At 44.5% G+C, this 18,704-nt stretch carries 20 protein-coding genes; all 20 read right to left on the reverse strand.

Annotated features, from left to right (window positions below; all coding sequences use genetic code 11):
- Positions 1-33: 33 nt before the first annotated feature.
- Positions 34-1,683, reverse strand: coding sequence for an ABC transporter permease (locus B6K08_RS08590; protein WP_080325921.1), 1,650 nt, complete (start codon positions 1,681-1,683; stop codon positions 34-36).
- Complete coding sequence (locus B6K08_RS08595; RefSeq protein WP_080325922.1) at positions 1,676-2,800, reverse strand: ABC transporter ATP-binding protein; 1,125 nt, start codon at positions 2,798-2,800, stop codon at positions 1,676-1,678. The genes B6K08_RS08590 and B6K08_RS08595 overlap by 8 nt, the downstream gene beginning before the upstream one ends.
- Positions 2,801-2,998: 198 nt before the next feature.
- A complete protein-coding gene (locus tag B6K08_RS08600) occupies positions 2,999-3,634 on the reverse strand; it encodes a CheB methylesterase domain-containing protein (protein ID WP_080325923.1) in 636 nt (211 codons plus the stop codon).
- Positions 3,635-3,681: 47 nt separating this feature from the next.
- Entirely contained in the window at positions 3,682-4,398 is a 717-nt protein-coding gene (locus B6K08_RS08605; protein WP_080325924.1) for an ATP-binding protein, read from the reverse strand.
- Between the two features lie 109 nt (positions 4,399-4,507).
- The gene (gene truB / locus B6K08_RS08610; protein WP_080325925.1) at positions 4,508-5,404 is read right to left on the reverse strand and encodes a tRNA pseudouridine(55) synthase TruB; all 897 of its coding nucleotides are present in this window, start codon (positions 5,402-5,404) and stop codon (positions 4,508-4,510) included.
- Positions 5,405-5,418: 14 nt separating this feature from the next.
- The gene (locus B6K08_RS08615; protein WP_080325926.1) at positions 5,419-6,360 is read right to left on the reverse strand and encodes a DHH family phosphoesterase; all 942 of its coding nucleotides are present in this window, start codon (positions 6,358-6,360) and stop codon (positions 5,419-5,421) included.
- Between the two features lie 4 nt (positions 6,361-6,364).
- Positions 6,365-6,721, reverse strand: a complete 357-nt coding sequence (gene rbfA, locus B6K08_RS08620) for a 30S ribosome-binding factor RbfA (protein WP_027396162.1) — start codon at positions 6,719-6,721, stop codon at positions 6,365-6,367.
- Between the two features lie 20 nt (positions 6,722-6,741).
- Positions 6,742-9,357 carry a translation initiation factor IF-2 gene (infB, locus tag B6K08_RS08625; protein WP_080325927.1) on the reverse strand — a complete coding sequence of 872 codons (2,616 nt, stop codon included), beginning with the start codon at positions 9,355-9,357 and terminating at the stop codon, positions 6,742-6,744.
- A gap of 18 nt (positions 9,358-9,375) precedes the next feature.
- Positions 9,376-9,684: a L7Ae/L30e/S12e/Gadd45 family ribosomal protein gene (locus tag B6K08_RS08630; protein ID WP_080325928.1), complete on the reverse strand. Its 309-nt coding sequence runs from the start codon at positions 9,682-9,684 to the stop codon at positions 9,376-9,378.
- Between the two features lie 3 nt (positions 9,685-9,687).
- Positions 9,688-9,954: an RNase P modulator RnpM gene (rnpM, locus tag B6K08_RS08635; RefSeq protein WP_027396164.1), complete on the reverse strand. Its 267-nt coding sequence runs from the start codon at positions 9,952-9,954 to the stop codon at positions 9,688-9,690.
- Positions 9,955-9,974: 20 nt separating this feature from the next.
- On the reverse strand, positions 9,975-11,078 hold the full coding sequence (gene nusA / locus B6K08_RS08640; protein WP_037329669.1) for a transcription termination factor NusA: 1,104 nt from the start codon (positions 11,076-11,078) through the stop codon (positions 9,975-9,977).
- A gap of 65 nt (positions 11,079-11,143) precedes the next feature.
- Complete coding sequence (locus B6K08_RS08645; RefSeq protein WP_080325929.1) at positions 11,144-11,587, reverse strand: ribosome maturation factor RimP; 444 nt, start codon at positions 11,585-11,587, stop codon at positions 11,144-11,146.
- A gap of 134 nt (positions 11,588-11,721) precedes the next feature.
- Complete coding sequence (locus B6K08_RS08650) at positions 11,722-12,060, reverse strand: nitrous oxide-stimulated promoter family protein (RefSeq protein WP_039208118.1); 339 nt, start codon at positions 12,058-12,060, stop codon at positions 11,722-11,724.
- 134 nt (positions 12,061-12,194) lie between these two features.
- Positions 12,195-13,913 carry a phosphoethanolamine transferase family protein gene (locus B6K08_RS08655; protein ID WP_143254882.1) on the reverse strand — a complete coding sequence of 573 codons (1,719 nt, stop codon included), beginning with the start codon at positions 13,911-13,913 and terminating at the stop codon, positions 12,195-12,197.
- Positions 13,914-13,929: 16 nt separating this feature from the next.
- Positions 13,930-14,661, reverse strand: coding sequence for a 7-carboxy-7-deazaguanine synthase QueE (locus B6K08_RS08660; RefSeq protein ID WP_080325931.1), 732 nt, complete (start codon positions 14,659-14,661; stop codon positions 13,930-13,932).
- 21 nt (positions 14,662-14,682) lie between these two features.
- Positions 14,683-15,060, reverse strand: coding sequence for a 6-carboxytetrahydropterin synthase QueD (gene queD, locus B6K08_RS08665; protein WP_027396170.1), 378 nt, complete (start codon positions 15,058-15,060; stop codon positions 14,683-14,685).
- Positions 15,061-15,128: 68 nt separating this feature from the next.
- Positions 15,129-16,382: a glycosyltransferase family 2 protein gene (locus B6K08_RS08670; RefSeq protein ID WP_027396171.1), complete on the reverse strand. Its 1,254-nt coding sequence runs from the start codon at positions 16,380-16,382 to the stop codon at positions 15,129-15,131.
- A 38-nt stretch (positions 16,383-16,420) separates the two neighbouring features.
- Positions 16,421-17,125, reverse strand: a complete 705-nt coding sequence (pssA, locus tag B6K08_RS08675; protein ID WP_080325932.1) for a CDP-diacylglycerol--serine O-phosphatidyltransferase — start codon at positions 17,123-17,125, stop codon at positions 16,421-16,423.
- Entirely contained in the window at positions 17,125-17,763 is a 639-nt protein-coding gene (locus B6K08_RS08680; RefSeq protein WP_143254883.1) for a phosphatidylserine decarboxylase, read from the reverse strand. The genes pssA and B6K08_RS08680 overlap by 1 nt, the downstream gene beginning before the upstream one ends.
- Positions 17,764-17,854: 91 nt before the next feature.
- Positions 17,855-18,583: a WecB/TagA/CpsF family glycosyltransferase gene (locus B6K08_RS08685; protein WP_027396174.1), complete on the reverse strand. Its 729-nt coding sequence runs from the start codon at positions 18,581-18,583 to the stop codon at positions 17,855-17,857.
- Between the last annotated feature and the right edge of the window lie 121 nt (positions 18,584-18,704).

The following is an 18,704-nucleotide window of genomic DNA, read 5'->3' on the forward strand; positions in this document are numbered from 1 at the left end:
AAAAAAGTTATAGTACTATAACGCCTAAAGCGTTTATAACGTAACATCCCGGCGGCCGGACACCTTAAAGAAGATAACCATGGCCGTGATGGTCGTTATCGTAAGTATAGTAGACAGAGCCGCTGCTGTGCCGTAGCTGGCACGAATAACCTCGGTATAAATGGCAACCGACATGGTTTTAGTGGCTCCAGTAAAGAGGATAACCGAGGAACTCAATTCGTTAATAGCCGTAATCCAGGAAATAATAGCTCCACTCATTACACCTGGCAACATCATCACTGCCGTAACCTTGAAGAAGGTTTTAAGCGGTGATGCCCCCAAGCTTATGGATGCCTCCTCCAGACTCGGACTCAGCTGATAAAGGATAGCTGAGCTGGAACGGAGGGTGTATGGCAAACGTCGGATAACCAGTGAAATGATGATAATAAGCGCTGTGCCTGACAGAAGCATAGGGTCATCATTGAAGGCCAGGAGCAGGGTAATACCAAGTACGGAGCCTGGAATGATATAAGGGAACATAGTCAAGGTATCAATGATATCAGTCAGCCAGCTCTTCTTGCGGGTTGTCAGATATGCCACCGTCATGCCCAGGAACACAATTACAGCCATGGCTGCGGTACTAAAAATGTAAGTGTTACTGATAGCTGTTCCCAAGGAACCAAATATCGTGCGGTAGCTGTCCAAGGAATAACCATCCACGAAAATGGCACCGTTAGTTTTAAGGAAAGAAGTGTAGATAACTACCAGCTGAGGAATCATGGATAAAGCCACCAGCAGATAGATACACAGATGCATAACCACATTCTTGATACCCTTCATCTCTCCCACAGGCAAAGGCCGCAGGGAACTCATGGTGAAGGATTTCTTATTTACTACATATTTCTGCAGCATAAAGATGGTGGAGGTAATCAATACCATAATAGCTGCCATAGCCGCTGCAAAGTTAGCCTGATCACCAACCTCGTTGATGAACTCAGAATAAATCATAACCGGCATAACGTTGAAGCCCTCACCAATCAACATTGGTGTACCAAAATCTGCCATAGCATTCATAAATACCATTAAGGCTCCGGCAAGTATGGTTGGCGTAATCAGTGGCAACATAATGGTAACCACTTTTTTGATACCGCTGCATCCCAAGCTCTCTGCTGCTTCAATCAAGGCTGAGTCAATATTTTTCATGGCTCCGGCCACATAGAGGTAGATGAACGGATATAGCTTCAAGGTCAGAACCAGCAATATCCCGGCAAAACCGTAGATAGACGGGAATTCTATACCCATACCGGCCAGCCACTGGGTCAAAATACCGCTGCGACCACCGATTAAAATCCAGGAGTAAGCACCGATAAATGGCGGTGAAAGCAAAGAAATGATAATGCAGATTTCCACAATTCCCTTGCCCCGAACCTTGAACAGAGTCATAAAATAAGCCAAGGCCGTGCCCACAACTACCGCCAGCACCGTCACACAGGCGGTAACGCTGAAGCTGTTAATCATGGACTGGTAGTAATACTTCCTTTCAAAGAAGTGGGTGAAGTTCTCCATGGTGAAAGCCCCGGTAGTGGCATCCTGAAATGCACTGAGGAACAGGGAGAACAGCGGATAAATCAGAAATAGTCCAAAGATAACTATGGAAAGCAGGGTTATCCAAGCCCAGAAGTCCCATTGGAATTTCTTATTCATTTTCCACCACACCTTCCATAAGGCTCTTGCTGCCATCTGCACGGAATACATTAATCTTGGCGGCATTAGGCTTCAGATATACCGTATCTCCGATTTCCAGAACCTTTTCTGCATGTCCCAAATCCTGGCTATACTCAATAGCAGGCTGGTCAGGAACCAGCATATCATCTGGAAAATCAAGTCCATAAGTAATATATTTGCCCAAGAAAACCTTGGTTTTAATTTTACACTTAATACCATGACCTTCTCCACAGATGGAAAATTCTTCCGGACGTACTGCAATGGTAACATCATCGCCGATTTTTCCCTCTTCCCCAATGGTACTCATTGGAAGGACGAAGCCATCTGCAAAAACTACTGCTTTGCCGCCGTTAGCTTCCTCAATGCGTCCCTTAAAGAGATTGGAATGACCGATAAAGGTTGCTACAAACACGTTGTATGGACGGGTATATATAGTATGTGGTGTGCCCGTCTGTTGAATAACACCCTTCTTCATGACAGCGATTCTATCAGAAATTGCCAGAGCTTCTTCCTGGTCATGGGTTACATAAACAGTGGTAATGCCAACCTGTTTCTGTACCTCCCGGATAGCCGAGCGCATCTCCACACGCAGCTTGGCATCCAGATTGGACAGAGGCTCATCCATCAGCAGTACACTTGGATGAATAACGATGGCACGGGCAAGTGCCACACGCTGCTGCTGACCGCCGGACAGTCGCTCTGGAAGTCTGTCCTGATACTCCGTAATCTGTACCACATCGAGAATCTTGTCCACCTTGGTCTTCATCTCATCCTTTGGCATATTGCGAAGCTTTAAACCGTATTCCACATTTTCCCGCACAGTGAGATGTGGGAATATTGCATAGCTTTGGAATACCATACCAATATTTCTCTTATGGGCCGGAATGTCATTAATTACCTGATCATTAAAGCGAATCTGGCCGCCCTCAATACTATTAAATCCTGCAATCATACGCAAAAGCGTAGTCTTGCCACAGCCCGAAGGCCCCAACAAGGTGAAGAACTCCCCGTTTTTAATGTTCTGGGTCAGCTGGGGTATAATTGTCAGATCACCATAACGCTTAACCACTTTATCTGCCGTGATGGCAACACTCATTGCCCTCTCCTCCATTCGTATTATCTATTATTTGGTATCTTTACACATATTTTATAGTCAGCAATAATAGTAAACAAGCCAAAATATTATACAATTGTCAGAAAAATTGAACTTTGTATGAAAATTTAGTAAACTTCGACTTTTTTTGCAACAAAAAAAACACGACTGAAAAGCAATACTAACCTTCTCAGTCGTGTCTTATCTGCTAGAATATACTAATTTAGTTATTTCGTTGGCCATGTTTTGCAAGCTGACCTGTCGTTCCACAGCCCCCATATTAAAGGCTGCCTTAGGCATACCATATACAACACAGGAGGCCTCATCCTGTCCCAAGGTACGGGCACCGGCCTGGCGCATCTCCAATAGCTTGGCTGCTCCATCAACACCCATCCCAGTGAGAATAACCCCCACCGCTTTATTACCAATAACTTTGGCAACAGATTCAAAAAGCACATCTGCCGATGATAATACACCGTGAATACGTTCACCAGCTTTGCAGTGAATACAGATAGATCCCGGCGAACCGGTAATGGACATATGCTTGTCACCAGGAGCTATATAAATTGTATTTGGCTTGGCGTATTCACCCTCCACCGCTTCCTTTACTGTCAGCTCACACTCCCTGTCCAAACGGGCAGCAAAAAGCTTGGAAAAAGTAGCACTAATGTGCTGCACCACCATAACAGGTGGCAGAGGTGGCTTCAGCTTTGACAAAATTTCAGACAATGCTTCCGTACCACCAGTAGATGACCCTATAGCTATAAGGCTGCACCATGACGTTGAGGGAGCTGAGGTGTATGATTCTCTTTTCTCGATTTTTTTAGTCGCAAACAAGAAATCACATCCTTGGAATTACCTGCAAAAAATAATTGAATCAAACATCATTTCTCTCGCAGGGAGCCTAACTGCATAATGGTCTCCTCTATCTTTTCTCTATCGGTATTTTCCTTGGAGAAAATGAGATTTAAAATGCCAAGAAGCCTTTCACCATCCTGATGAATAGTATCCATATACTCGCTGATATCCTCATGTCGAACAGCGGCTTCCCTGGCTGCCTTGGACTGCTCTATGATATTAAGCAAGGGCCCACGGGCAACATCATTTAATTGCTGTCCCATGGCCTCTACAATTTTTCGTTCTTCTTCATATAGTTTCTCTTCCTGCTGATGCTGCTTGTCCATACTCTTGAAGGCCATAACAAGCTCATCATTGGAATCCAGAACCTTCAAAACCTCACACTGGCCATAGTGTATTTCCTCATTGGTATAGGTTCGATAGCCAAAGCCATAGGACATCTGACGAGAAAATATCTTCTTGAGATTTGATATAGTAAGGATTGGTTCAAAAAGCCTTTGATCCTCTCTATATACCGCATTTCGAACGAAATTGTATATATGGGTTTCATAATCCCCAGTGGCAAACTGGTCACCAAATTTATCACGGACGAATCTGGCCATGCGGTAACTCCGCACCTGCCCCGTGGAGAGATTCACGTAGTACACCCCTTGATAGCTGTAGCATAAAGCATCAATAATCTTATAACTGAGCTCCATTTCTGAACGGAGCTTCACTGTATTTGGATTATTGTCCTTATCCATGGTATACCACCCCTTTATACTACACTACCTTTAATTATACAAAACTATTAATGTAAGTACAATATATAATTCAAGGGGTCACAGGCTTATAATTATAAACGTACATTAATTAGCTATTTACAGCCAAAACTTTATCTGGGACTATAGTCTTATTTTTTCTGTCGTAATGTCCAATACCAAGAAATTCATTCTGGGCATAAACCCTAAGAATTATTTTGTCCTGAGAACAGGAACCACCATCAAAGCTTCTGTCATCAGAGGAAAGGCCATTACAAAAAGCGTTTCTGCGCTTAGGATTAATGTTATAGCGCCTAATGTGGCCAATATATTCCTCAGGATTAAGTAACACACCCTCTCCCAGCTCCTTAAGCTCTTCTACAGATACTGCCTCAGAAAGCTGGAATTTCCCTACTGCTGTCCGTACCAAAAAAGACATTGTTGATGGTATTCCCAAGGCCTGCCCCATGTCCTGACACAGGGAGCGGATATAAGTCCCCTTGGAGCAATCTACATCAAAAAGCAATGTTCTTTTTGTATCATCCTTTTCAAGAAGGCGCAGACTATGAATCTCCACCCGTCTTGACGGAATATCTACCTTAATTCCCTGACGGAGCAAATCACAGGCCCGACGGCCATTTATCTTTATAGCGGAATGAGCTGGAGGCACCTGAGCAATATTCCCGGTGAAATCCCTAAATACACTTTCCACCTTCTGTATGTCTGGCATCTCAAAATCTTCTGCCCATTCTGTCACCTTGCCCGTATCATCGCCGCTATCGGTTTCCACACCTAAGAGCATTTCTGCTCTATAGGACTTGCTTACGTTATCAAGGTATTCTATCAAACGGGCAGCTTTGCCTACTGCTATAGGCAATACCCCAGCTGCTCCGGGATCAAGGGTACCCGCATGGCCCACATGCTTTTCATGGAGCACACGGCGTACCAATCCCACAGCATCATGTGATGTCATTCCCGGTGGTTTAAGGAAATTAATAAAACCTTCCATTCGTTGCAACATCCTTATTCTGCCAATGATTCTTCAATTACTTTCAAAATATCAGTCTTGGCCCGACTAAATGGCTTTTCAATAGTGCAGCCGGCTGCCCTTATATGACCGCCGCCTCCAAGGGATTCTGCTATTTTTGCCACATCAGTTTTTTTGGAACGCATGCTTACACGACAAACCTCAGGCTCAACGGCCTTTAAAAGTATTGCCACATCCACACCATCAATAACCCTTACCTGATCTATGAACCCCTCGGTGGTGTCTAAGGATTCTGTCAGCTCATGGTCTAGGAACAGCCCAGCCACTCTACCATCAGCATGAAGCTCAATGGTCTGTAGCGCCTTTGCCATGCCCTGTACCACATCAAAATCCTTGGTTTCAATAGCCTCAGAAATTTTTTCAGGTCTGATGCCGGTTTCCATCAGCTCCGCTGCTGCCCTCATGGTGTGAGGGGTGGTATTGGAATATCTAAAATAGCCGGAATCCGTGGCCAAACCCGTATAAATAGAGGTGGCAGAGTTTATATCAAACTCTACCCCCATTTCCTTGCCCAATTCATAAATAATCTCACAAGTAGCGGCACGCTTGGCATCAAGGTAGAGGAAATCTGCCTTTTTGTCATTAGTACGATGATGATCAATATTTAATCTTGGAGCCTTGCACTTTTCAATTACACTGCCAACCCTATCAAGACTGGCATCCAAAATAACCAGATAATCGGCCTCATAGCTTTCATTTTCTGGCTTCTCAATAGTATCTATACCCGGAAGGACACTGAGGAACTTAGGCAGGTCATCATCAATAAGAACTCTTACCTTCTTCCCCAGCTTTTCCAGCATAAATTTTAACCCCAGACAGGAGCCGATGGCATCACCATCTGGATTGACATGGGCTGTCAATATCAGGCTGTTGGCTGCCATCAGTTTGTCTGCTGTTTCCTTTAAAGATATTATCATAGCATTATCCCTGCTCCTGCTCTTTTTCAATCTGCAAGAGCAGCTTCTGAATATGGTCACTATAATCCAATGATTTGTCCAGAACAAATTTAAGTTCAGGAGTTACCCGCAATCTGATGCGATGACCCACCTCACGGCGGATAAAGCCCAGAGAGCTGTTTAAACCATTCCATGTATCCTCTATCTGCTTATCGTTGCCCATGATGCTGACAAATACCTTGGCAATGCTAAGGTCTCTGGTAACCTCCACCTGAGTAACAGTCACAAAGCCGATACGGGGATCCTTCAGCTCCTGCAGAATAATCTGGGAGATTTCCTGCTTCATGAGCTCCTGAATCTTTTCAATACGAAGCTGGCTCATATAAAACTTGCCCTCCTCTATTAGTCCTTGTTCACATCATTGATGTTGGTCTCAATTTCTTCCATGGTGTAGGCCTCAATAATATCGCCTTCACGGAAGTCGCTGTAATCCTTAATAGTGATACCGCACTCATAGCCGGCAGTAACTTCCTTTACTGCATCCTTGAAACGGCGCAGATCTTCCAGCTCACCATCGAAGACCTCAATGTTATCACGGACAATACGAATCTTGGACTTGTTGGTAATCTTACCCTCAAGGACATAAGAACCGGCTACCTTCAAGGTCTTGTTGAATACCATTACCTGACGGATTTCTACCTCACCCTGGATAACTTCCTTGAACTTAGGAGCCAACATACCGGACATAGCGTCCTTAACATCGTTAAGTGCATCGTAGATTACACGGTAGGTGCGGATATCAATATCCTCGCTTTCAGCAATGCGGCGGGCATTGGCATCAGGGCGGACATTGAAGGCGATAATGAGGGCATTGGAAGCTGAAGCCAGCATAACATCAGACTCATTAACTGCACCTACGCCGGAATGAATAATATTTACGCGAACCTCATCGTTCTTGTTAAGGCTCAGCAAGGAGCTGTTCAATGCCTCAACAGAGCCCTGAACATCGGCCTTAACCAAAATGTTAAGATCCTTCAGCTGACCCTCCTGAATCTGGTTGAACAGATCATCAAGGGACACCTTTCTTTTACTAATAAGCTCAGTACGATGCTTTTCAATACGCTTCTCGGCAATAGTACGGCAGAGCTTTTCTTCCAGAACTGCCAGCTCATCACCAGCAGATGGAACATCATTAAAACCAAGCACCTCAACAGGAACGGAAGGGCCAGCCTTCTTCACATTCTCACCGCGATCGTTCACCATGGCACGAACCTTACCATAGCAGGTGCCGGCAATAATGGAATCACCGATATGGAGAGTACCATTCTGAACCAATACAGTTGCCACAGGACCACGGCCCTTATCCAGCTGTGCCTCGATGATAATACCACGGGCATCACGCTTAGGGTTGGCCTTCAGCTCCTGAATTTCTGCAACCAGCAGGACCATCTCCAGCAGCCCATCAATGTTCATGCGCTTCTTGGCAGATACCTCAACCATAATGGTATCTCCGCCGTAATCCTCGGAAACCAGACCATGCTCCATGAGCTCATTCTTAACGCGCATCGGATCAGCACCTGGCTTATCAATCTTGTTGATAGCAACGATAATTGGCACCTCAGCGGACTTGGCATGGTTAATTGCCTCAATGGTCTGAGGCATTACGCCATCATCTGCTGCAACTACCAGAATAGCAATATCGGTAACCTGGGCACCACGGGCACGCATGGCAGTAAATGCCTCATGGCCTGGGGTATCCAAAAATACGATTTTCTTGCCCTGGCACATAACCTGATATGCACCAATATGCTGAGTAATACCGCCAGCCTCAGTGGAGGTAACAGCGGAACTACGGATGCAATCCAACAGGGAGGTCTTACCATGGTCAACGTGGCCCATTACTGTAACAACAGGTGGACGGAGCACAAGGCTCTTTGGATCATCCTCAATTTCAGGAATCTCAGTAAGATCTACCTCTGGTGGAAGCTCTTCTACATTTACGCCGAACTCAGCAGCCACCAAAGTAGCTGTATCAAAATCAATATCCTGATTAATGGTAGCCATAACACCCATCAACATCAGCTTCTTGATGATATCAGCGGCAGTACAGCTAATCTTGCTGGCGAGGTCCTTTACAACAATGGTCTCTCCTACCTTGATATTCTTAGGACGGGCAATCTCCATCTTAGGAGCTGGCTGCTGATTCTTGTTGTTGCGGTTGTTCTTGTTACCGCGGAAATTCTTGCCATTGCGGTTGTTGTTATTGTTAAAGCCGCCGCCATTCTTAAAGTTATTATTTCTGTTGTTCTTGTTGCGATCCTTACCATTGCGGATATGGTCATTATGCTCCATACGGTCATTACGCTCCATACGATTATTTCTATCATTTCTGTTGCGGTCATTACGATCATTACGATCATTGCGATCATTACGGCCGCCCTCGTTCATTACAGGCATCTGCTTGCTCATATGGCTACCAGACTTCCTGCCTTGCTGTGGACGGTTATCATAGCCGCCCTCATTACGGTTACGCTCAAAGCCACCCTGTCCACCGTAATTCTTGCGCTCACCGTTGTTGCGGTTGCGGTCAAAATTGCGGTTGTTGTGGCTGCCGTTATTGTTTACTGGACGTGGAGCACTGAAACCGCTGTTTTTCTTGGCTGGAGCCTCGCCATGCTTGGAGTCATGGGACTTTTTCTGCTCTGGCTTATGCTCAGCTCTTTGCTCCGGCTTATGTTCATGCTTCTGTTCAGGAGCCTTTGCCTTTTCCGCCTGCTGTGGCTTCTTTGGTGCTTCAGGCTTCTTAGGCGCTTCAGCCTTTTTAGGAGCCTCGGTCTTTTTAGGAGCCTCAGTCTTTTTCGCTGTAGAAGCCCCCTTTAATGCATCAAGCACCAGCTTCTTTTCACTATCACTGATGGAACTGGAATGTTTTTTTCCGGCAATGTTATTTCGCTCTAATATCTCAATAATCTTCTTGTTTTCTGTATTTATTTCTTTTGCAAATTCATGTATTCTCATCAATCCACCCCCGAATGACTATCTGTCTTCAAAGAGTTTGGATAAAGCATCCGCAAAGCCCTTATCCATTATGGCAGCCACCGCCCGGAAATCCTTTCCTATACAGTGGCCAAGTTCTTCTCTGTCAAATAGATAATATACGTTTATTTCTGCATCATCCGCCATACGCTGATATTTTTTCTTCGTTTCCTCAGAGGCATCCTCCGCCACAATCATCAGCAAGGCTTTTCGTCCTTGTACTGCCTTCGTTACGGCAAAATCACCGGAAACCACTTTATTGGCCCGCTGTGCCATACTAAGCAAATTCAGTATTTTCGTCTTATTCATAATTTATTTAAAAAGCTGCTCACTCAGCTCATCAAAAATGTTTTTATCTACCGTACACTTAAATGAACGGTCAAAACGATGTTCCTTTACGGCCTTGTCAAAGCATTCTTTATTATTGCAGATATATGCTCCCCGGCCTGCCTTCTTTCCGGTAAGGTCCACGGAAAAATCCCCCTCCGGGCTGCGTACAATACGTACCAGCTCCTTCTTGGGATGCTGCTCCTGACAGCCTATGCAAAGTCTGGTTGGAATTTTCTTTACTGTTGCCATATCTGTCACCCTTACTTTTCTTACTCTTCTTCAGACTCAAACTCATCATCTGCGAAAACATCAAGGTTAAGCTCCTCAGTGCTTTCCTCATCATCAAAGCCGAATTCCTCCGCCTGGGATTCACTCTTAATATCGATTTTCCAGCCAGTAAGCTTAGCTGCAAGGCGGGCGTTCTGTCCTTCCTTGCCGATAGCCAGGGAAAGCTGGTAATCAGGAACGATTACGCGGGAGAGCTTTTCCTCCTCGTTGATAGCTACGGATACAACCTTTGCAGGGCTAAGTGCATTGGCTATCAGCTGTACTGGATCTTCACTCCACTTAACAATATCGATTTTTTCGTTTCTCAGTTCTTCGACGATGGACTGAACGCGAGTTCCGCGAGGACCTACGCAAGAGCCTACAGCATCGATATTTTCGTCTGCTGCATAAACCGCAATCTTGGAACGCATACCAGGCTCACGGGCAACGGATTTAATCTCCACATCACCGCTCTGAATTTCAGGAACCTCCAGCTCAAAGAGGCGCTTCAGAAGGCCTGGATGAGTACGGGATACCAAAACCTGTGGACCCTTGTTGGTGTTCTTAACCTCGATGATAAGAGCCTTAATACGGTCATTCGGAGCATAAACCTCATGTGGAATCTGCTCGCTGGCTCCGAGAATTGCCTCAGTTTTACCAAGGTCAATATATACATTCTTATTTTCTACACGCTGTACCACGCCAGTAATAATATCATTGGCACGGTTTACATATTCACTGAAGATAATACCTCTCTCAGCCTCGCGAATAGCCTGTACAACTACCTGCTTTGCATTCTGTGCCGCAATACGTCCGAAGTTTGCAGGAGTAACCTCCTCCTCCAGAGTATCACCTACAGCATAATCTGCTGACTTCTGCTGAGCCATGCCCAGGGAAATCTGAGTAACAGGATTTTCAACCTCATCCACTACTTCTTTAATTGCATATACATGATATTCGCCAGTCTGACGGTCAAGACTTACACGGCAGTTAGCCTCGTTATTGTAGTTCTTCTTGTAGGCAGAAGCCAATGCCTTGTCAATTGCATCAAACAGGATTTCCGGCGCAATGCCCTTTTCCTTTCCTAAAACCTCAACTGCCTCCATAAAGCCTGTATCAGCCACTGCTGCAGACTTGCTCTTCTTCAATTTGGTAGCCACTAAAAAACCTCCTAAAAATCTATATGTAAACGAACCTGAGCAACATTGTCCATTGGAATTACCTGCTCGTCGATGGTCATATTATCTCCATCATAGCCGTTCAATACACCTACTAATACCTTGCTGCCATCCACTGCGGCATACAAGCTGACATCAACCTTTTTGCCCTGTTCCCGTCTGAAATCCTTTTCCTTCTTCAGCTCACGGTCAAGGCCTGGAGACGAAACCTCCAGCATATATGCACCCTTGATAACATCCTTTTCATCAAGGATATCACCAAGACGACCACTTAATTCCTGGCAATCATCTAATTCAATGCCGCCTTCTTTATCAATAAACACTCTCAGATACCAGTCTTTTTCGCGGACGTATTCAACCGCCACAAGCTCAATATTGGTACCCTCAAGAAGCTCTTCAACAATTTTTTCCACAGTGTCTTCTATAAGTTTGCTCATACACGTTCCCCCTTTGCATATTCATTTTTTAATCTTAAACATAAGACAAAAGAGCGGGTTTGCACCCACTCTTTAATAATCAACTCACTATTTAAAGACATTTTAACACAGCCTAAGCCGTTTGTAAACCTATTCTACAGTATTTTTTGCTTTATTGCAAACCATTCTGTAAGCTTATGCTTAATTGCCAAAAGTGGCGAACGGAACATCATCTTTGGACCGCTGTATCGCATTATCATTCTTATGCGTTCCCGACGATTAGGAGCATAGCAATGGGTATCGCAGGCACTGCAAAAGGTTTTCTCACCCATTCGGGGACAAACTGCCACCCTTTTTTTCACATAGTCAAGAAGATCCTGACATTCATGGCAGAGATGCTCCCCATCCGTCTTATGGATATCATGGCAAAAAATGCCAATCATCTCAGTCACAGTTGCCAGTTCTTGTTCTCTTTTATGCTGTACCTTGTCCATAACTGCACCTCCCATGACTGAACTTTAAAAACTGTCGTACCTTATTTTACCTTAATTACAACAAGTTGTTTAGACATGGAAGGTAATTCTAACTGAAGTTTAATCTTTTAATCCGTTCTTAATTTTAAATATCCTTATTTGCCAGCGCCCAAAATTTCCCGGTCGTAATCCTTGTCATCAAAGATTCGTGGCCGTAGCTTATTAAAGCTGCGTGAGATTATACTCTTGGTTGGATCAAAATCAGCAGTATGAATATCCGCTATATCCAGCACAGTGTGAATCATATCATCCGTCATGTACGGATTCTGAATGGCCTCCTGAATGAGAGCCCACTTCTCCGGGTGATTCTGCTTAAACTTTTCAGAAGCCCACATAATAAGAGGCACTTCTATCATGTGACGGCTTGGATTTTCTTCAATATGTCCGTTGACACCACCCTCATCATATACCGCCTCACCATGGTCAGGAAGATATATTACGATAGTATCAGAATTTGTCTCACGGAATTTATCGATAATGCCGCTGACAATATAGTCATTATAGAACAGGGCATTGTCGTACTGGGCGATAACCTGCTTCTGCTCATCATTAAAGCCTGGTAATGTTATGCTGGTCTCATTGAATTTGGCAAATTCAAAAGGATAGCGATTATAATAGGCCAAATGAGCTCCCATCAGATGTACCACAAAGAAATTCTTCTTACTGTCACCTATACCGGCGATGGCATTATCCACCAACGGGAACAGCTCACCATCCACACGGCCCTCGTCCTCCTTAGAATCACGGATTTGAGTATAGTGACTGACATCACTATGGGCCGCATAAATCTGGGCAACATTACCCCAAATTCCGGAGCTCTCCTGGTTAGATAACCAATGAGTCTTATATCCTGCCGCATTCATGATATCAATTAAATTATTATATTCATACCATGGCTTATCGGATTCATGGTCGCAGAAGGTGAAAATCTTGCTCAGCGAAGCCACTGTAGTTGAATGGGCACTGACCACATCCTTAAAGAAAACTATCTCCCCCTTTTTATACAGCTCATCAAGATTAGGGGTATTTTCCATTTGATAACCGTAGAGGTGCATGTGGTTACGATTGGTAGACTCACCTAAAATAAACACAATATTAGTAATATGCCCATCATTTTTGGTAAGATGTATATCCACATCCAGCTTGGCCTGCAGCTCCTGATAAGCCACATGATTCTTCCATGCCGTGCTGGTGGCTCCCATAAGTCTTGTCAAGGGCGTAAGATTATCCCCACCGAACATTATTCCAGGGTAAGCAAAGCACATATATATGGCATAAGAGGAGGACACAACCACCACGATACCGGCAATAACCTTCTGGGATATGGCATCTGCCTCCAGCTTGTGCCATGGCTTATATTTCACCAAGCAATACATTACAGCTACTATGACAACAGCCAAAAGACCGCCCTGAACCCCCACAAAGGTATTAAGGAACTCGGCAGATTCCTCAGGATTAGTCTCAAAAAGGGAATTGATAGTTCCTACGCCTGTCAGGGCACCATACTGATACAGTACAAAGGCCTCAATGATGAAAGCAGCAAAAAGCAATGCCACCAAAATATAGCGTATTATTTTACTGGCCTTGGGTACAAACAGCCATTTCGTAATAAAAGTGGCAAACAGTGCCATCAACAGTCCTGTAAAAGCCATGGACATGACCAGATCTGTCTTGCCCATCATGCCCCACTTAATAACCTGTGTAGAGCAGCTTAAAAGCCAGAAAAGCATAAGCCAGCCAAAATCCTCACGGACAAGGTCTGCTGTTTTTTGCAGAAAATCAGCTGCTTTATTTGAAAAAGAGTTTTTTTCCACCTGTCGCTCCTCCTCGTTATAATTGATCCATCATGCGATGAGTCTGGGGAATAATTCGCACATCCTTAAGGCTTTCCAGAGCCTGCTGCTGAAGCTCAAGCATCTGCTCTGGCAATGCTGCTTCCACCCCATTTAGTGGTGTAACTGGCTGCAGGATTAATAAAATATTTGGATCTACCCCAGCCACAAGGTCAATCGCCTTCTGATAATCATCCATGTTAATGTCACCGGATACCACCAGTTTTACATAAACATCCTTTTCCTTGGCAATTTCCAAAAAACGTCTATGCTCCTCCCAGTGTTCCTCCCCGGTGGCCTGAGGCAGCTTAATGTCCATACTGATAATATCTACCCTATCAATAACCTGGACCAATTTATCAGGCAAAGTGCCATTGGTTTCCAGCATTACCTTGGTAGTAACCATAGGCAAAAGCTCCTGAAGGAATGCCGTATGAAGCAACGGCTCACCACCTGTGAAGCTAATTGCCTGATGAGGCAGCTCCATCACAAAACGGTTAATATATGCCGCCACCTCTGTTGTTTCCAATGGATTTATGGCATCATGGAATTTGCGGGAACCGGGGAAGGTTTCCACTCCACAAAGAGGATGGGTGCCCGCCTGATTTTCTGTGTCACAGTATTTACAGTTTAAATTACAACCCTCAAAACGCACAAAGAGCTGACGGCAACCCACATAACGCCCCTCCCCCTGTACAGAGGAAAAAATTTCAATTAGATTAGCATTCATACTTTATTTACCTTAATGTCCTTACTCCAAAGAGTATATCACGGAAGATTTAGGAGATTCCCAAACCTGAATGTGCTTTAGCTTTACATTGTCATCAAAGAACTCCGCCTTGGCCATTTCCTCATAAATGTATTGTGCAAGATGCTCGGCAGTAGGATTGTGACCATCAGCAAAGGCTGGCAGCTCGTTTAAATACTGATGATCCAGAGTCTCCAACAGATCACGCAGTCTGCCCTTAACCACCTTAAAATCCACCAGCATACCTAAATTATCCAGCTTTTTGCCAGTAACAGCTGCCTCCACGGTCCAGCTATGACCATGAAGTCTGTCACATTTTCCATTGTAGCCAGCAACTCTGTGAGCTGCTTCAAACTCGGCACTTACATGAATTTCAAACATATTTGTATATCCTCCATCATAAATGGGAAACCCCTTCATTGCCAACGCATCTGAAGGGGTAAATTTCATCATTTGCGACCATCAATAAACTGGTCATAGCTTACAGCCTGGGTATGCTTGGTATGTGCCCATTCGTGCTCATTGCGGTGAATGAAGCCCAAGAATACGATGGGCAACCAGGAATAAATAAACACCTGATAAAGAGGTATATAAAGCCATGCCTTCCATTTGGCCCTCATTTTAATGAGGATTATCATTGGCAGCAAATACTGAATAATCGTAATGGCTGTCATAAGGTGGTTCGGCATAAAGGAATAAATACTGGTATAAATCTGCTGACCATAAAATACCTGAATATAGCCCATGAGAATAAAGAAGGCTGTAAACATCAGGAAATAAGGCTGAATCAGATACAGACAGCCATCCAGAATAGGAATGCTGCGCTGCTTGATGCCCTCCTTCAACAGTTTAGGTATAAAACGATGTGCCACATCAAACTGGCCCTGAGCCCAACGCTTTCTCTGGTACCAGGACTGCATAAAGGTAAGAGGCTTTTCGTCATAAATAATGGCATCCACGGCCCAGGTGGTCTTAATTCCCTCCACCAAGGACTTCATGGTAAATTCCATATCCTCTACCAGACAGTTGGCACGCCAGCCGTGACGCTTCAATACCTCGGTGGTAATACACATACCAGTACCACCCAATACGGCAGACAGGCCCAAATTGGTCTTGGCCTGATGAATGAGGTAATCAATAACCCAGAAGGAAAGGGCAAATGTGGCAGAAACCCAAGAATCGTAAGGATTCTTGGCATCCAAAAAGCCCTGAATAATCTTGGCACCCTTCATAAGGTGATGATTCATTTCAATGAGGAATCGCGGATGAACCAAATTATCTGCGTCAAAGATACAAACTGCATCATAAGGCTTCTCCATGTCCTTTTCCATATCAAAAAGCTTGGCAAACATCCAGTCAAGAGCATAACCCTTGGTCTTTCTTTCCGGATCAAAGCGCTCACAGACAATAGCTCCGGCCTCACGGGAAACCTTGGCAGTATCATCTGTGCAGTTATCTGCAATTACATAAATATCATATAGCTCTTTAGGATAATCCAGCTCCTGAAGATTCTTTACAAGATGACCAACTACTGCCTGCTCATTATGAGCCGCAATCAAACAGGCGAACTTCTTCTCCGGGGTTGTAATTTTCTTCTCTCTAAAAACCACCAGACCAAAAAAACCGATAATAAAGAAATAAATAGTGAAACAAAACAGAAAAATCTGTAGTGGAATCATTATTATATCAAGTGGATAAAACATTAACTACTTTCTCCTTTTTGACAACAGCTATATCCCACTTAATTGCTGCCGGAAATAAGATTAATACTGTGATTTACAATACCAAAAATCGCATAGGACGCAAAAATGCCAAAGAGGATAGCATAACCAATACCATCAATGCCCATCCACAAAATAGAGGCAAACACAGCTGCCGCAACAAACTTGGCAACGAGATTCATCTTCTCGCCGTCGCCCTTAAAATCAGGATAATGCACGGTGCTGACCATTAGATATGCCACCACCATGACAATAACAGGATATGCGTAGGATATTTCATCCAAATTGTAACCAACAGCATTAATAAGCAGTGTGGATGTAGCAATAAGACAGCCACCTGCAGGAATAGCCAGGCCCATGAAATAGCCATGAACCACAGTAGTATTGACATTAAAGCGTGCCAAGCGCCACATACCACAAAGGGCAAAGAAAATTGCTGCAACGCAGCCAAAAATACCGAAATCTGCCAGTTGGAGCTTGTATGCAAGCATAGCAGGAGCCGCACCAAAGGAAACCAGATCGCACAGGGAATCCATTTCCTTACCCATTTCAGAGCTAACCCCAAGGGCACGGGCGGTTCTGCCGTCCAGGCCATCAGCCACCAAGGCCAGCAAAATACAAACAGCGCCGAAGGTCAAATTACCATTGAAAGTACACAAAATGGAAATCATTCCGAAAACAAGATTAGCTGAAGTAAACGCATTAGGAATTACAGATTTGCTCATTAGTCCTTAATCCTCCCCACAATGGTCTCTCCTCCATGAACCTTGTCACCCTTCTTCATAAGAACCTCTACGTTCTTAGGTACCACGATCTCAGTACATGAAGCAAATTTAATAAGACCGTATACATCGCCCTTCTCCATCTTATCGTCCAAGGTCACCCAGGAAACGATACGTCGGGCCAAAATGCCTGCAATCTGAGTTACAGTCACCTTCAATCTATCATTTTCAATGCCAATCATGTGGCGCTCATTCTCAAAGCCTACCTCATCCTTGTAAGCCGGCTTAAAGCGACCGCAAACATATTTCTGGGTCTTGACCTCACCAGCAATAGGACTGCGGTTCACATGAACGCTGAAAATTGACAAGAAGATAATTACCTTTGTCCCAGGACCCTTTAAAAAGTCGTCATACTCAACATCCACCACGTCCTGCACTGTTCCATCTGCTGGGGAAACAATGAGGTCTTCGTCAGCGGGGATAACACGGTCCGGATTTCTGAAAAAATATGTGAAGTATGCTGCCAAAATTCCTGGTACCACTGCACCCAATGGGCCCAGCAAAAATCCAAGAAAGACAGCAACAGCTAAAGCTCCGAAAATGAAAACGTATCCTTCTCTTACAATATGGAATTTACCCAAAATTTGCACCTCCTGATACGGCTTTAAACTGGAGATATTATATCGCGATTGTTCCAATTTTGCCATAGAAAATATACCATTTTACTATATATTATTTCTTGCTTCCCATAACTTTAAATACAAACTTTGGAAGTGCCATAAGGCGACCGATACGGCTAGGCTGCTTCAGACCACGGAAAAGCCATTCCAGCTTCGCCTTCTGCATCCACAAAGGTGCCCGCTGCATCACACCGGCCATAACATCAAAGGAACCGCCAACACCGATGGAAACTGGAACCTCCAGCTCCTCCAGATGAGCATACAGCCATTTCTCCTGCTTTGGAACCCCCAGGGCCACAAACAAAATATCCGGCTTGGCCGCCTTTATATCAGCAATAATCTGGGGCTCGTCGTCAGCTGTAAAGAATCCATTGCGGGTTCCTACTATATTAATGCCAGGGTACCACTCCTCAGCCTTCTTTTTGGCCATATCTGCCACACCCGGAGCAGAACCAAAGAAGTAAATCCGCTGATTTTTCTCGGGAGCCAGCTTCATCAGCTCCTGGGACAAGTCATAGCCAGCCACACGCTCAGGCATTGGATGGCCTAGATAGCCTGCAGCCCATACGGTTCCTGCACCATCTGGTACCACCAGATCCGCCGCATTTAATATGGTCTTCAGCTCCTCATCATAGGTAGCCCGCATTATCATTTCAGCATTTGCGGTGGCAATAAGGGTACTCTCCCCCTTTTCAATGAAGCCCTGAACAGTTTCAACAGCCTGCCCCATAGTAGGGGAATCCACCTTTACACCTAGTATGTCAACTTTATCAAAAGACATGATTGCCTCCTAAATTCAAAAATACAAATTTCATTGTAACACAAAAGTGTAAAGAAGGCTATAGAAAACGTACGAAAAGGGACCGCTTTGCAGTCAGCCCCTTTTACATAATCAATTAAAT

Source organism: Anaerovibrio lipolyticus DSM 3074, assembly GCF_900141865.1.
Lineage (GTDB): Bacteria > Bacillota > Negativicutes > Selenomonadales > Selenomonadaceae > Anaerovibrio > Anaerovibrio lipolyticus.

What these genes read in the sequence shown, in the direction of transcription:
- rbfA (WP_027396162.1), bottom strand. Translation starts at nt 6,721, where the DNA reads ATGAGCCAGCTTCGTATTGAAAAGATTCAGGAGCTCATGAAGCAGGAA.
- truB (WP_080325925.1), bottom strand. Translation starts at nt 5,404, where the DNA reads ATGGAAGGTTTTATTAATTTCCTTAAACCACCGGGAATGACATCACAT.
- B6K08_RS08650 (WP_039208118.1), bottom strand. Translation starts at nt 12,060, where the DNA reads ATGGACAAGGTACAGCATAAAAGAGAACAAGAACTGGCAACTGTGACT.
- B6K08_RS08645 (WP_080325929.1), bottom strand. Translation starts at nt 11,587, where the DNA reads ATGAGCAAACTTATAGAAGACACTGTGGAAAAAATTGTTGAAGAGCTT.
- B6K08_RS08630 (WP_080325928.1), bottom strand. Translation starts at nt 9,684, where the DNA reads ATGAATAAGACGAAAATACTGAATTTGCTTAGTATGGCACAGCGGGCC.
- B6K08_RS08590 (WP_080325921.1), bottom strand. Translation starts at nt 1,683, where the DNA reads ATGAATAAGAAATTCCAATGGGACTTCTGGGCTTGGATAACCCTGCTT.
- nusA (WP_037329669.1), bottom strand. Translation starts at nt 11,078, where the DNA reads ATGGAGGCAGTTGAGGTTTTAGGAAAGGAAAAGGGCATTGCGCCGGAA.
- B6K08_RS08670 (WP_027396171.1), bottom strand. Translation starts at nt 16,382, where the DNA reads ATGTTTTATCCACTTGATATAATAATGATTCCACTACAGATTTTTCTG.
- B6K08_RS08605 (WP_080325924.1), bottom strand. Translation starts at nt 4,398, where the DNA reads ATGGATAAGGACAATAATCCAAATACAGTGAAGCTCCGTTCAGAAATG.
- B6K08_RS08595 (WP_080325922.1), bottom strand. Translation starts at nt 2,800, where the DNA reads ATGAGTGTTGCCATCACGGCAGATAAAGTGGTTAAGCGTTATGGTGAT.
- B6K08_RS08615 (WP_080325926.1), bottom strand. Translation starts at nt 6,360, where the DNA reads ATGATAATATCTTTAAAGGAAACAGCAGACAAACTGATGGCAGCCAAC.
- queD (WP_027396170.1), bottom strand. Translation starts at nt 15,060, where the DNA reads ATGTTTGAAATTCATGTAAGTGCCGAGTTTGAAGCAGCTCACAGAGTT.
- infB (WP_080325927.1), bottom strand. Translation starts at nt 9,357, where the DNA reads ATGAGAATACATGAATTTGCAAAAGAAATAAATACAGAAAACAAGAAG.
- rnpM (WP_027396164.1), bottom strand. Translation starts at nt 9,954, where the DNA reads ATGGCAACAGTAAAGAAAATTCCAACCAGACTTTGCATAGGCTGTCAG.
- B6K08_RS08685 (WP_027396174.1), bottom strand. Translation starts at nt 18,583, where the DNA reads ATGTCTTTTGATAAAGTTGACATACTAGGTGTAAAGGTGGATTCCCCT.
- pssA (WP_080325932.1), bottom strand. Translation starts at nt 17,125, where the DNA reads ATGAGCAAATCTGTAATTCCTAATGCGTTTACTTCAGCTAATCTTGTT.
- B6K08_RS08660 (WP_080325931.1), bottom strand. Translation starts at nt 14,661, where the DNA reads ATGAATGCTAATCTAATTGAAATTTTTTCCTCTGTACAGGGGGAGGGG.